Source organism: Limnohabitans sp. (genome assembly GCF_030158565.1).
Classification (GTDB): domain Bacteria; phylum Pseudomonadota; class Gammaproteobacteria; order Burkholderiales; family Burkholderiaceae_C; genus Limnohabitans_A.
Map to the genome: position 1 here is coordinate 93,828 of NZ_JAOASQ010000023.1, position 12,409 is coordinate 106,236.

Genomic DNA, 12,409 nt, shown 5'->3' on the forward strand with positions numbered 1-12,409 from the left:
GTCAAGCCTGTGCGGGGGCAAACGCATCCCAAGCCGCCAAGGCTTCTGCGGTGTACATCAGGGCTGGGCCACCGCCCATGTAAACGCAAACCGTGAGCATTTCTTCCAACTCTTGACGGGTGCATGCCAAACGGCGCAAAGCCTTCACGTGAAAGCCGATGCAGCCCGAGCAATGCTGGGTGATGCCGATGGCCAAAGCGATCAATTCCTTGTGCTTTTCGCTGACCGCACCTTCGGTCATGGCCGCCTTGGCCAGCTGGCCAAAGCCCTGCATGGCTTCTGGCTGGGCTTTGCGCAAGCCGCCCAAGGATTGGTTGATGTTCTGGATCAAAGTGGGGTGATCAAAGGTGCTCATGCCGATTTTCCTTTCAATGGTGAATCACAGACGATCAATGGGCAAGCCGCATTGCATGGACACAGCGCCCGCCGAGCCCCCATTGCTGACCTGCTGGTAACCCATCTGCTGCATGAAGCTGCAAGCCATGCCCGAGCGACCGCCAGAGGCACAGCACAAAATCACTGGGGCCGATTTGTCCGGCACCGTTTTCGCAATGTCGTCTGCAAACCGGTCAAGTGGAATGTTGAGCGAGCCGCGCACATGGCCTGTCGCAAACTCGCCGGGCGAGCGAACGTCGATGATCAAAGGGGTCACGGATGCTTGTGTCATGTTCTGCTGTGAAGGTGTTGAAAAATGCGCAATCGCTCAAGGATGCAGCGCTGCGTTGACTTCTTGGAGTTTTTGAGAATCCAGCTGCCCGGCCATGGCGTGCAAACGCAGTTGACCGACCAACACCTCGATGCGCGCCTGCAGCAAAGACAGCTGAGCCGCGCTGGCGTCGTTTTGTGCGTTGAGCAAATCCATGGTGGTGCGATCGCCCACCTGACGCCCCAAGGCCGTGGCATCCAAGCGCGCTTGACTGGCCGTATCGGCCGCTTGCAGCGCGGCAATGCGCGCTTGGCCACTTTGCACAGCCAGCCATGCGGCACGGGTCATCTGGCTGACCTGCATGCGGGCGCGTGCCAATTCAGCTTGTGCTTTGTCTTTCAAATGCGTCGCCTCCTGCAGCTTGGCACTGCGCCAGCCACCGGTGTACAGCGGCACGTTGAGCATCAGGCCCACCATCTGTTGGCTTTGCGTGTTGCTGGCCACACCAAAATCGCCCGTGCCACTGATGCGGTCGCGCGATGCTTGCGCCAGGATGTCCAAAGTGGGAGAAGCCATGGCGCTGTGCTTGCGCAACTCTTGCTGCGCTGCATCTGCCTGGGCCTTTTGCAGGCCAAGCATGGGGCTGCTGTGCTCTGCTTTTTGCAACCAAGTGCGCAAGTCACCTTGTTCCAGCGGCAAGCCTTGGCGCCCAGGCGCCTGCAGCTTCAGTGCGTCGGCTGACAAGCCAGTGACATCTGCCAGCACCTGGCGTGCCATCGCCAGATCGTTGTTGGCCGCGATGGCCTGAGCACTGAGGGCTTGTGCGCGCGCAGTGGCCTCGTGCGTGTCGGTGACCGGTGCATCGCCCATGGCGAAACGGTCCTTCGCTTCGGTCAATGCTTTGTCCACGGCTTGTTGCTGCCGAGCAATCAGGGCCAGTCGCTGCTCGGCCAACACCACATCAAAGTAGCGCTGCGTGGTCTGGAGCATCCAGTCTTGCTGCGCCAGCGTCCACTCGTGCTCGCTGGCTTGCGCAGCGATGTCCAGCTGTGCGCTTTGGGCGCGACGCTCGGGGTTGTACAGCGCTTGTCTGGCGCTCAAGGTCCAGCGCGTGGCGGAGCCACCGTTGACCGATGTGCCAAAGCCCGCACCCGTCACAGGTGCTGAACCAGGCATCGAAAACTGCGCGCCGTTCATCTGGCTTTGCGCACCGGCCCAGCCCGCGCTGGCACTCAGGCCCACCGTGGGGCGCCACAGGGCATGGGCCTGATCGAGACGGGTCGACCCTGCTGCACGGCTGGCCTGGCTGATGGTGCCCTGGGGGTCATGCTTTTGCGCGGCATCCCAGACTTGCAGCAAGTCGGTGGCACTCGCTGTGCTCGCGCACAGTGCCAAAACAGCGCCGGCCCATAAGGTGCGAGGAATCATCTGGACACTCCGTGGTGTGTGTTTTGAAATCAGCAACCTGACTGCACGCCCAACTTGCGCAAGATGGATTCCATCAGGCACCACTTAGTCAGCGCGCTTTGCAGCAAGTTGGCACCGACAAAGGCGGTGAATGCCAACCACCAAGGGCTCACAAAAATGGGACTGTCTTCGATGCCCAAGGCCAAAGACAAGAGGATGAAGGTGCCAGCGACGAGGCGAACGATTTGCCAGGATTTCATGAGTAGTTCTCCAAAGGTTTCAAGTTAAAAATCAGACCGCTTCGTACTGGCGGCGGTAAGCCGTGTAGTAGAGCGTGGGAATCACGACCAAGGTCAGGATGGTCGAGACAAAGATGCCGAAGATCAGCGAGATGGCCAGACCGTTGAAGATCGGGTCATCAAGGATGAAGAAGGCGCCCAGCATGGCCGCACCGCCCGTGAGCATGATGGGCTGGGCACGGGTGATGGCCGACTGCACGATGGCCTGCTTGAAGGGCATGCCCTCTTTGACTTGCAGGTTGATGAAGTCCACCAGCAAGATGGAGTTGCGCACGATGATGCCGGCCAGCGCGATCATGCCGATCATGCTGGTGGCCGTGTACTGCGACTGCAGCAGCGCATGCCCAGGCATCACACCGATGATGGTCAGCGGGATGGGGGCCATGATGATCAGCGGCGTGAGGTACGAGCCAAACTGCGCCACCACCAACAAATAAATCAGCACCAGGCCCACCGCATAAGCCGCACCCATGTCGCGGAAGGTCTCGTAAGTGATCTGCCACTCGCCGTCCCACTTGAGGGCGTAGCCGCGCCAAGCGTCAGACGGCTGGCTGATGAAGTACTCATTCAGGGCCGCACCATCGGGTGCCTGGATTTTCTGAATGTCGCTGCGCATCTTGAACATGCCATACAGCGGACTGTCCAGCTTGCCCGCCATATCAGCGGTCACAAAGTTCACCGGCAACAGGTCCTTGTGGATCACGGGCTGCTCGCGCTCGCTGTCGGTCACCGTGACCAGCTCGCGGATCGGCACCAATTTGCCCGAAGCCCCACGCACGGTGAGTTGGAGCAAGGCCGACAAATCGCCATGCCGCTCGGCGGGCAGCTGAATCAAAGCCGCAGCCGGGTACTTGCTGCCGTCGTGCAAATAGGTGGTGGCCTCTCCCGCCAGGCCAGCACGCAAGGTGGTCACGATCGCCTGCTGGGGAATGCCCTGGGCCGCGGCCTTGCGGCGGTCCACCAGCAGCAGCTTGCGCGGTGCGGCGGCAATGCTGCTGTCGTCCACATCGACCACGTTGTCGGTCTTCTCAAAGATCGCCCGCACGGCCTTGGCCACGCGGCGGCGGCCTTCGGCGTCAGGCCCATAAATCTCAGCCACGATGGGCGCCAGCACGGGCGGGCCAGGCGGCATCTCGACCACTTTGACGTTGGCACCGAAGCGCTGGCCAATGGCCTGCAACTCGGGGCGCAAACGGGTGGCGATCACATGGCTTTTGTCCGAGCGGTGACTCTTGTCCACCAGCTTGACCTGCATGTCGCCCACCTCACCGCCAGCGCGCAGGTAGTACTGACGCACCAAGCCGTTGAAATTGATCGGCGACGAGGTGCCTGCGTACGCTTGGTAATCGGTCACCTCGGGCTGCTGCGCCAAGTGCGCACCCAGCTCGCGCATGACAGCGGCGGTTTCTTCCACAGGTGTGCCAACAGGCATGTCGACCACCACCTGAAACTCCGACTTGTTGTCGAAGGGCAGCATCTTGAGCAGCACCAAACCCGTTGCAGGCAGCACCAAAGACAAGGCAATCAAACCCGCAATGCCCAGACCCAGCAGCTTGCGGTTGCGCGCACCCTGCTCCTTGTGCAACAAGGGCTCGAACACCCGCTCAAACAAGGGACCCAACTTGGCGGCCAAGCCCGCAGGTGCAGCGTGTGCATCGCCTGCATGCGATGGTTTCATCCAGATGCGGGCCAACCAGGGCGTGACCACAAAGGCGATGGCCAGCGACAGCAACATGCCCATGCTGGCGTTGATCGGGATCGGGCTCATGTAGGGGCCCATCAAACCGCTCACAAAGGCCATGGGCAAGAGCGCGGCGATCACGGTCATCGTGGCCAAAATGGTCGGGCCGCCGACTTCGTCGACCGCACCGGGAATGATCTCGGCCAGCGTCTTGCCCGGAAACAGCTGCTGGTGGCGGTGGATGTTTTCCACCACCACAATCGCATCGTCCACCAAAATGCCAATGGAAAAAATCAGCGCAAACAGCGACACGCGGTTGAGCGTGAAGCCCCATGCCCAGGAGGCGAACAGCGTCACCGTGAGCGTCAAAATCACGGCCGTGCCCACAATCGCCGCTTCGCGCTTGCCCAGTGCGATGAACACCAGCGCCACCACCGCTGCCGTGGCAAACAGCAGTTTCTGAATCAGCTTTTGCGCCTTGTCGTTGGCCGTGGCGCCGTAATTGCGGGTTTCGGCCACTTCCACCTCGGCCGGGATCACCGTGCCGCGCAGCGCCGCCACGCGGTCCATCACGGCGTTGGCCACGTCGATGGCGTTTTCGCCGGCCTTTTTGGTGATGGTCAATGTCACAGCAGGGTATTCACCGCCACCGGCTGACTTGCCCAAGCCGTGCATCACATAACGCGTGGCGGGCAAGGGGCCCTCTTCGACTTTGGCCACGTCCTTCAAAAACACCGGACGGCCGCCTTGCACGGCCACCACGAGGTCAGCCACATCACTGGCTTGCGAGAGGAATGGCCCGGCCTCGATGCTCACGCTCTTGTTGCCCGCGATCAACTCGCCGACAGGCAAACCCATGTTGGCCGACTGCAATGCCATGCGCAGGTCTTGCACCGTGACGCCAAATCCGGACATGCGCTGTGGGTCGATCTGCACCAGCACGGCACGGTCCGGGCCACCCAAGGTCTGCACATCTTGTGTGCCTTTGACGCGCTTGAGGTCGGCCTCCATGCTGTGCGCCACGCGCTCCAAGTTGTAGGCACTGGCGCCCTCGCTCTTGCTGAACAAGGTCAAGGTCACGATGGGCACATCGTCCACCCCCTTGGGCTTGATCAGTGGGTCCATCACGCCCAGGCCCTTGGGCAGCCAGTCCGCGTTGTCGCGGATCGTGTCGTGCAAGCGCACCAGCGCTTCGGTGCGCGGCACGCCCACCTTGAACTGCACCGTCAGCACCGCCACGCCAGGGCGAGACATCGACATGACGTGTTCAACGCCCGCGATTTTGGACAAGACCTGCTCGGCCGGGATGGCCACCATCTGCTCCACATCTCGCACGGCCGCGCCGGGGAAAGGCACCAGCACATTGGCCATGGTCACGTTGATCTGGGGCTCTTCTTCACGCGGCGTCACAAACACCGCAAAGATGCCCAACAGCAAAGCCACCAGCGCCAGCAGCGGGGTGATTTGTGCGCTTTGGAACAGGGCCGCAATGCGTCCGGAAATGCTCAAATTCTTTGGCTCGTTCATATCGGGCCCCTGTCAGCGCACAGCGCCAGCCAACTGCGGTTCGGCAGCGACTTTGTCTTCCTTGCGAAGACCGCTCAAGACCTCCACCCGGTCGCCCGAGGTTTGGCCCAAACGCACCTGACGCAAGCTGGGCTTGCCCTGAGCATCCAGCACATACACACCCGTCATTTCTGCGCGGCGCACGATGGCATTCACTGGCAAGAAGAGCCGCTCAGGACCGGCCTTGCTCACCGCCACGCCCGGCAACCACACGCGGGCAAACATGCCTGGCGCCAAGCCTTCCACGCCGACAGGCAAACTCAGCCGGATCTGACCGGTGTGTGTGACCGGATCGACGGCGGGCAGGACCTGAATTTGTAGCGGCAGTTGAGGCGTGCTGTATGCGGCCAGGCCCGGTAATTCATAACGGACGGCTTTGGGCTGTGCATGGGCCGCGACCAACAAGGCCTGTGGTACAGCCGCTGTCACACGCAATGCAGAAGGGTCATACACGGTCAGCAGGGGCTTGCCCGGCATGGCCATGTCGCCCAAGGTCACGGACACGTCGCTGACCACACCGGCATAAGGCGCATTCAGCACAAAAAAGCCGGACTGGGTTTGCGCCGCTTGGTTGTTTGCCTGCAATGCTTTCACCTGCGCCCGGGCCGCATCCCACTGCGCCTGTGCGCGGTCAAAAGCGGCCTGACTGATGTATTGCTTGCTCAGCAGCTGCTTTTGACGCTCCAGCTCTTTGCTGGCCACGGCCAGATTGGCCTGCGCAGCCTCGACCTGTGCGCTGGCACCGATCACATTTTGCTGAGCTGCCCGGGCATCGATGCGCAAGAGCGCCTGTCCGGCCTTGACCCGGTCACCGGCTTTCACGAGCAAGGCCACGACAGCGCCAGCCACCTGTGTGGACAAGGTGGTTTGACGCACCGCTTCCACCACGCCGTCCAAGCTGCTGTCGGCCTGCGACAGGCCTGCGCCTTGCACCGCGATCGCTTTCAGCGGCTGACCATCAGCAGCCCAGACAGCCCCTTGCGACAACAAGGTTGCCAATGCGGCCAGGGTCAACAGGGAGTTGCGCTTCATCGTTTTGTCCTTTGTTACTTAGCTTTACGCTTATTTAACTGATTGATTAATTATCTAATGATACAATGAAAAAAGCAAGCTGCCAGGAACCACGCAATGAAAAAAGTCACCCCCCCAGATCAGCCAGACTGCAAGCCCATGATGCAGCTGCCCGAGGGTGCCCTGACAGAAGTCGCCGCCTACTTTCAGGTCTTGGCCGAGCCCACAAGGCTGCAAATCCTCAACCTCTTGCGAACGGGCGAGCGCAATGTGGGCGAGCTGGCCCAGATGTGCGGCTTCACCGCAGCCAACGTGTCGCGCCACCTGGCCCTGATGACACAACAAGGTCTGGTTGAGCGGGAAAGCCGTGGCACCAGCGCTTTTTACAAAATCGCCGACCCGGCCATCTTTGCGCTGTGCGATCTGGTCTGCGGCAACATCACCCGCCAGATTGAACGCTCAGCCGCTCGCCGAGCCGCCTTCACCTCGCTGCCCTGAGACCAGACTAAACCGACGCGGCAACGGCTTCGGTGTGCTGCGCCACCAGAAGCAGGCCCCCGTTGGTCCATCCAGCTGGCCAAAGCGACTGAAAAATTTAAGCGCCGCCTCAGAAAAAGCCTGTATCGCCCTTTAGAATCGACGGCTTCGTGTGGGACCATAGCTCAGTTGGTAGAGCAGCGGACTTTTAATCCGTTTGTCGTGGGTTCGACCCCCGCTGGTCCCACCACCGATACGCCAAAGCCACTGGATACGCTTGTACCCAGTGGCTTTTTCTTTGGCCGCTGCGCCTTTCTGCTCGGCCCCGCAGGCACAATCCACCCGCACCGTACAGCCCAAGCACAGGAGCCTGCCATGCCGTTTTTCGTTGACACTTCGCCACCCGGACACTGCATCTTTTGCAGACTGGTCAACAAAGAAATTCCCGCCGCCATCGTGTTCGAAGACGATCAGACCCTGGCCTTCATGGACCTGGGGCAGGTCAATCCGGGCCATGTGCTGGTGGCCAGCAAACGCCATGCGGCCACCTTGCTGGACCTGAGCGCCGACGAAGCCGCCGCCGTGATGCGCACCGCCCACCGCGTGGCACAAGCCATTTCAGCGACCTTTGACCCGCCCGGCTTGACCTTGCTGCAAGCCAACGGCAAAGAAGGCGAGCAAACGGTGTTCCACTTCCACATGCATGTGGTGCCACGCCATGCCCATGATGGCATCGCCCTGACCTGGCCGCGCAAGGAGCCGCCACGCGAGGTCCTGCAGGCCCATGCGCAGCGTTTGGTACAGGCGCTGAAACCGCTCTGACCGATCTCTCAGTGTCATCCCGGGCGAAGACCCGGGATCCATGCCCGCATGCTTTTAATGTTGGGGCTGCCGCAAAGTGCGGCTGAGCAAGATCACCGGAATGAGCCCCACCAGCACCAGCGCCAGCGATGGCAAAGCCGCTTCACCCAGCCGCTCGTCGCGCGCCAACTGGTAAGCCACCACGGCCAAGGTGTCGCTGTTGAAAGGCCGCAGCACCATGGTGGCGGGCAACTCTTTCATCACGTCCACAAACACCAGCAATGCGGCGGCCACCGTGGTGCGCTTCAGCAAAGGCACATGCACCCGGCGCAACAAGCCCCAGCCCGTCACGCCCAGCATGCGGGCCGAGTCGTCCAGGCTGGCAGGTATGCGGGCATAACCGCTTTGCACCGACTGCAAAGCCACCGCGCAAAAGCGCACCAAATAGGCCCACACCAAGCCCAAAGACGTGGCCGTGATCCAAGCCCCAGCCGACGATGCAGGCCAAGTCTGCTGAATCCAGCCGACGGGCAAGAGCAAGCCCACCACCACCACCGCACCGGGAATGGCATACCCCAATCCGACCAACTGGATTGCCGAACGGCTGATGCGATCAGCCCGCGTGCGCACGCTGAAAGCCAGCGCCAGCGCCACGCCCACGGCCAACACAGCGGTCACTGCGCCCAGGCGCAAGCTGGTCAAGGCCCATTGCACAAAACGTTCCCAAGGCAGCTCGGTGGACTCCCCCAGCAAAGCCCGCAGCATGATGAGCACCGGCAACACAAAGCCCAGCAAGACCGGCAAAGTGCACACCGTCCAGGCCAGCAGACGGCGCCAACCAACCAGCCGCACAGGCTGCGCCTCGGCCGAGCCCTGACGACCGCCGCGCCCTTGGTTGAAACGCATGCGCTTTTGGGCGCGTTGCTCCAGCTGCAACAAAACCACCACCACCGCCAACAGCACCGTGGCCAACTGGGCTGCCGCGATCCGGTTGTCCATCGACAGCCAGGCTTTGTAGATGCCCGCCGTGAAGGTCTGGATGCCGAAGTAGCTGGACACCCCAAAGTCGGCCAGAGTCTCCATGAGGGCCAAGGCCACACCGGCCGCCACCGCAGGCCGCGCCAGCGGCAAAGCGATCTCACGGATGCGGCGGGTCAGCGGCGCACCCAGCAAACGGGCCGCTTCCATCAAACCAGCGGCACGCTCCACCAGCGCAGTGCGGGCCAGCAAATAGACATACGGGTACAGCGCCAACGTGAACACCAGCGCCGCGCCCCAGACGCTGCGCACGTCGGGCCACAAACGGCCTTGCAGCCCCAAGCCTTCGCGCAATGCCACTTGCAAGGGGCCGCTGAACTGCAAAAAATCGGTGTACGCGTAGGCCACCACATAAGCGGGCATGGCCAGCGGCAAGAGCAGCAGCCATTCAAAAATGCCGCGCCCCGGAAAATCGAACAACGTGACCAACGCCGCCGTGGCCAGGCCCAGGACCGTCACGCCCACCGCCACCATCAGGCACAGGCCCAGCGTGGTCAGCGCGTAATCGGGCAGCACCGTGCGGCCCATTTCCAACAAGATGTCTGCGCTTTGGGGGCTCCACTGCAACCAGGAGCCGAGCACGGTCAACACCGGCAAGGCCAAAGCCAGTGCCAGCAAGGCGTAAAGCAAGGAAAGAATGCCCGATGAACGGCGCGCCAAAGTTCGCAACATATCGCAAGGATTGTAGAAGGCGTTCACCGACGAGAACTTGTCACCCCGGGCGAAGACCCGGAGGCCATCTGCAACTGCGTGGATACCGGATCAAGTCCGGTATGACAGCAAATGACCCGTCACCCCGGGCGAAGACCCGGGGTCCAACTGCAACTGCGTGGATACCGGATCCAGTCCGGTATGACAGCCAATGACCCGTCACCCCGGGCGAAGACCCGGGGTCCATTTCTCCTGCAACCATGGTTCCCGGATCCAGTCCGGGATGACCGATGACTGAATGCCTCATTCCGGGGGGGAACTCAACCTCCCTACAATCAAGACCATGTTTCTCGAGCTCAGCCAACTGGACATCCAATACCCTGGTCGCAACACGCCTGCCGTGCAGGGCGTGAACTTGGGCCTGCGCGCGGGTGAAATTGGTGTATTGATCGGGCCCTCGGGCTGTGGCAAGACGACTTTGCTGCGCGCCGTGGCGGGTCTGGAGCCGGTCTCGGGCGGCAAGGTTTTGCTGTCACAACGCGTGGTCAGCGAAGCGGGCCACACCGTGCCCGCCGAGCAACGCCGCATCGGCATGGTGTTCCAGGACTACGCGCTCTTCCCCCACATGGATGTCGGGCGCAATGTGGGCTTTGGCATTGAGCACCTGCCCAAAGCCGAGCGCACACGGCGCGTGGCCGAGGTGCTGACCTTGGTCGGCCTCGAAGGTGCTGAAAAGCGCTTTCCGCACGAACTGTCGGGCGGCCAACAACAACGCGTGGCCCTGGCCCGCGCCTTGGCCCCCCAGCCCGATTTGCTCTTGCTCGACGAGCCGTTTTCCAACCTCGACATCGACCTGCGCGAACGCCTGGCGCAAGAGGTGCGCAACATCCTCAAGGCCGCCAAGGCCACGGCGCTGCTGGTCACGCACGACCAGCTTGAGGCCTTTGCCATCGGGGACGTGATCGGCGTGATGAACGAAGGTCGGCTGCACCAGTGGGACGATGCGTACAGCCTGTACCACCGCCCAGCCACCCGCTTTGTGGCCGACTTCATCGGCCACGGCGTCTTCACCCCGGCCACGCTGCGCGAGGTCAATGGTCAGGTGGTGGTGGACACACCGGTGGGCGAGTTGACCGATGTGGCCGAATGCCCCCTGCCCTGCGCGTTTGAAGGGGGGCAGTGCGATGTGCTGCTGCGCGCCGACGACATCGTGCACGACGACGATGCACCTGTGAAAGCCGAGATCATCCGCAAGGCGTTTCGCGGATCAGAATTTTTGTACACCTTGCGTTTGGCCAGCGGCGACTTGCTGATGGCCCATGTGCCCAGCCACCACGACCACAAGCTGGGCGAGTGGATTGGCATACGCGCCGAGGTAGACCACGTCGTCACCTTCAACCGCGCCTGCCCGGTGAACCACCGCGAGTTGTGCCAGATGCCTTGCGCCAAGGCCGAGTCTTGCGAGCACACCGCGCCGCAATACCAGCCAGTCAAGCTGGTTTAAGCCTGACGGCATGACAGCTCGGCGGCCGTAACCGCCGATTTCGACAGCTCAAGGCTTCTCAGAAATGCCCGACTTCTTTCGGGTTCGGGCCATAGGCGTTCGCGCCCGCATGTCCGTTGAGTGCAAACCAATAGATCAAGACCAGGATGCCCACGCCCGTGAAGACCAGCAATTGCCACCAACCTGATTTACCGATGTCATGCAAACGGCGGGTGGCCACCGTGATGGACGGGATGAAAAATACCACACTGGCTACTGAGCTCAAGAGACCCCAGTCGCCGTTCGAATAGGTCCAGGCCATGGATTGGTCAACCATGAACAAGGCCAGCTCGATCAAAGCCGCCATCACCACAAAATACCCAAACTCCGCCCTCTGCGAACGACCGGAAAACACAGCATAGCGACTCAAGGCCAAAAAAAACCACTTCATTGTCTCTCCATAAAAATAAATAAAAGTAGTTAATTTTAAAGTCTCGAAATGCGGTGCCGATTTGTTGTTGTAACAAATCATGCAAGGCCCAACAGCCTGCGCTGCACAGGGCACAAGGCTGGCCATGACAAGCCGAACTAGGAAGCGTCGCGCAGGCGGATGATGTCTTGCCGCAAGTCCTGCGCCCAGGCACGGCGATCGCGGTCATTGGCGGTTTGGGCTTCGCCAAAATGCACCACGGCCATGATCCGCGATGCGGTCAAGGTGCGCCACATGGAGCCGATCAGTGTGTCATCTCCGATGTAGCACGGGGCATAGCTGGGCTCGCCAGAATCGGCATCGATGAACTTGAGTGACATCGGCTGCACCGGGGCATCGGCCTGGATGGCCGACTGGATCAGGTTGGCGTGAAAGGGCAACAGGTCTCGGCCATCGCTGGTGGTGCCTTCGGGGAACACGGCCACCACGTCGCCCTCCTTCATCGCATCGGCCATGTCCTTGACCATGCGCAGCGCGTCTTTGCGGCTGTTGCGCTCGATAAACAAGGTCGAAGCGCCGGTGGCCAACATGCCAATCAAGGGCCAGTCCCGGATGTCGGACTTGGCCACAAAGCGGCAATGCCGAGCTGCATGAATGACCGAGATGTCCAGCCAGGAAATGTGGTTGGCCACCATCAGCGCAGGGCCGTTCAAGACCGGTTGCCCAAGCACCTTCAGGTGGATGTCCCACAGCGCCAGAAACTGCAGGGACCAGGCCTGAACGCGCATTTCCCGCTGCTCAACGCTGAGCTGCGGAAAGTGCGCATAAATCCACCACATGCCCACGACCACGTGCCACAGGCCACGCAAGAGTTTCCAAATCGCACGCAAGGATTTCATGCACAAGTGCTGGTCAACCC

Annotated in this window: 12 protein-coding genes and 1 tRNA gene; 4 read left to right on the top strand and 9 right to left on the bottom strand. The window is 61.5% G+C overall.

All coding sequences use genetic code 11. From position 1 onward, the window contains the following. Window position 1: 1 nt before the first annotated feature. From Q1W40_RS04175 to Q1W40_RS04200, 6 genes are read right to left on the bottom strand one after another with little or no spacing between them, the layout of a single operon-like run. Complete coding sequence (locus Q1W40_RS04175) at window positions 2-355, bottom strand: carboxymuconolactone decarboxylase family protein (RefSeq protein ID WP_108324294.1); 354 nt, start codon at window positions 353-355, stop codon at window positions 2-4. 24 nt (window positions 356-379) lie between these two features. Continuing rightward, window positions 380-667 carry a rhodanese-like domain-containing protein gene (locus Q1W40_RS04180; RefSeq protein WP_108324295.1) on the bottom strand — a complete coding sequence of 96 codons (288 nt, stop codon included), beginning with the start codon at window positions 665-667 and terminating at the stop codon, window positions 380-382. A gap of 36 nt (window positions 668-703) precedes the next feature. Beyond that, window positions 704-2,074 carry a TolC family outer membrane protein gene (locus tag Q1W40_RS04185; protein ID WP_300709184.1) on the bottom strand — a complete coding sequence of 457 codons (1,371 nt, stop codon included), beginning with the start codon at window positions 2,072-2,074 and terminating at the stop codon, window positions 704-706. Window positions 2,075-2,103: 29 nt separating this feature from the next. Further along, window positions 2,104-2,313, bottom strand: coding sequence for a DUF2892 domain-containing protein (locus tag Q1W40_RS04190; RefSeq protein ID WP_300709186.1), 210 nt, complete (start codon window positions 2,311-2,313; stop codon window positions 2,104-2,106). 31 nt (window positions 2,314-2,344) lie between these two features. Next, entirely contained in the window at window positions 2,345-5,560 is a 3,216-nt protein-coding gene (locus Q1W40_RS04195) for an efflux RND transporter permease subunit (protein ID WP_300709188.1), read from the bottom strand. 12 nt (window positions 5,561-5,572) lie between these two features. Then, a complete protein-coding gene (locus tag Q1W40_RS04200) occupies window positions 5,573-6,631 on the bottom strand; it encodes an efflux RND transporter periplasmic adaptor subunit (protein ID WP_300709189.1) in 1,059 nt (352 codons plus the stop codon). Between the two features lie 138 nt (window positions 6,632-6,769). Here Q1W40_RS04200 and Q1W40_RS04205 point away from each other — a divergent pair, with 138 nt between their 5' ends. The 3 genes from Q1W40_RS04205 (at window position 6,770) to Q1W40_RS04215 (ending at window position 7,909) form a co-directional block, all read left to right on the top strand. Next, complete coding sequence (locus Q1W40_RS04205) at window positions 6,770-7,108, top strand: metalloregulator ArsR/SmtB family transcription factor (protein ID WP_108324671.1); 339 nt, start codon at window positions 6,770-6,772, stop codon at window positions 7,106-7,108. Window positions 7,109-7,261: 153 nt separating this feature from the next. Continuing rightward, window positions 7,262-7,337: transfer RNA gene (locus Q1W40_RS04210), tRNA-Lys, on the top strand. 125 nt (window positions 7,338-7,462) lie between these two features. After that, the gene (locus Q1W40_RS04215; protein WP_300709192.1) at window positions 7,463-7,909 is read left to right on the top strand and encodes an HIT family protein; all 447 of its coding nucleotides are present in this window, start codon (window positions 7,463-7,465) and stop codon (window positions 7,907-7,909) included. A gap of 54 nt (window positions 7,910-7,963) precedes the next feature. Here Q1W40_RS04215 and Q1W40_RS04220 read toward each other — a convergent pair whose 3' ends face one another. Next, window positions 7,964-9,598: an iron ABC transporter permease gene (locus Q1W40_RS04220; RefSeq protein ID WP_300709194.1), complete on the bottom strand. Its 1,635-nt coding sequence runs from the start codon at window positions 9,596-9,598 to the stop codon at window positions 7,964-7,966. A 322-nt stretch (window positions 9,599-9,920) separates the two neighbouring features. On the opposite strand from Q1W40_RS04220, the gene Q1W40_RS04225 reads away from it, so the two are divergent. Then, a complete protein-coding gene (locus Q1W40_RS04225; protein ID WP_300709196.1) occupies window positions 9,921-11,081 on the top strand; it encodes an ABC transporter ATP-binding protein in 1,161 nt (386 codons plus the stop codon). Window positions 11,082-11,139: 58 nt separating this feature from the next. Here Q1W40_RS04225 and Q1W40_RS04230 read toward each other — a convergent pair whose 3' ends face one another. Beyond that, window positions 11,140-11,511 (bottom strand): DUF805 domain-containing protein, encoded by a 372-nt coding sequence (locus Q1W40_RS04230; protein ID WP_300709198.1) that lies wholly within the window; start codon window positions 11,509-11,511, stop codon window positions 11,140-11,142. Window positions 11,512-11,648: 137 nt separating this feature from the next. Then, window positions 11,649-12,389 (bottom strand): lysophospholipid acyltransferase family protein, encoded by a 741-nt coding sequence (locus Q1W40_RS04235; RefSeq protein ID WP_300709200.1) that lies wholly within the window; start codon window positions 12,387-12,389, stop codon window positions 11,649-11,651. Window positions 12,390-12,409 lie beyond the last annotated feature (20 nt).

Coding starts and splice junctions, on each gene's coding strand:
- Q1W40_RS04205 (WP_108324671.1), top strand. CDS start 6,770: ATGATGCAGCTGCCCGAGGGTGCCCTGACAGAAGTCGCCGCCTACTTT.
- Q1W40_RS04215 (WP_300709192.1), top strand. CDS start 7,463: ATGCCGTTTTTCGTTGACACTTCGCCACCCGGACACTGCATCTTTTGC.
- Q1W40_RS04175 (WP_108324294.1), bottom strand. CDS start 355: ATGAGCACCTTTGATCACCCCACTTTGATCCAGAACATCAACCAATCC.
- Q1W40_RS04230 (WP_300709198.1), bottom strand. CDS start 11,511: ATGAAGTGGTTTTTTTTGGCCTTGAGTCGCTATGCTGTGTTTTCCGGT.
- Q1W40_RS04185 (WP_300709184.1), bottom strand. CDS start 2,074: ATGATTCCTCGCACCTTATGGGCCGGCGCTGTTTTGGCACTGTGCGCG.
- Q1W40_RS04200 (WP_300709189.1), bottom strand. CDS start 6,631: ATGAAGCGCAACTCCCTGTTGACCCTGGCCGCATTGGCAACCTTGTTG.
- Q1W40_RS04195 (WP_300709188.1), bottom strand. CDS start 5,560: ATGAACGAGCCAAAGAATTTGAGCATTTCCGGACGCATTGCGGCCCTG.
- Q1W40_RS04220 (WP_300709194.1), bottom strand. CDS start 9,598: ATGTTGCGAACTTTGGCGCGCCGTTCATCGGGCATTCTTTCCTTGCTT.
- Q1W40_RS04235 (WP_300709200.1), bottom strand. CDS start 12,389: ATGAAATCCTTGCGTGCGATTTGGAAACTCTTGCGTGGCCTGTGGCAC.
- Q1W40_RS04190 (WP_300709186.1), bottom strand. CDS start 2,313: ATGAAATCCTGGCAAATCGTTCGCCTCGTCGCTGGCACCTTCATCCTC.
- Q1W40_RS04180 (WP_108324295.1), bottom strand. CDS start 667: ATGACACAAGCATCCGTGACCCCTTTGATCATCGACGTTCGCTCGCCC.
- Q1W40_RS04225 (WP_300709196.1), top strand. CDS start 9,921: ATGTTTCTCGAGCTCAGCCAACTGGACATCCAATACCCTGGTCGCAAC.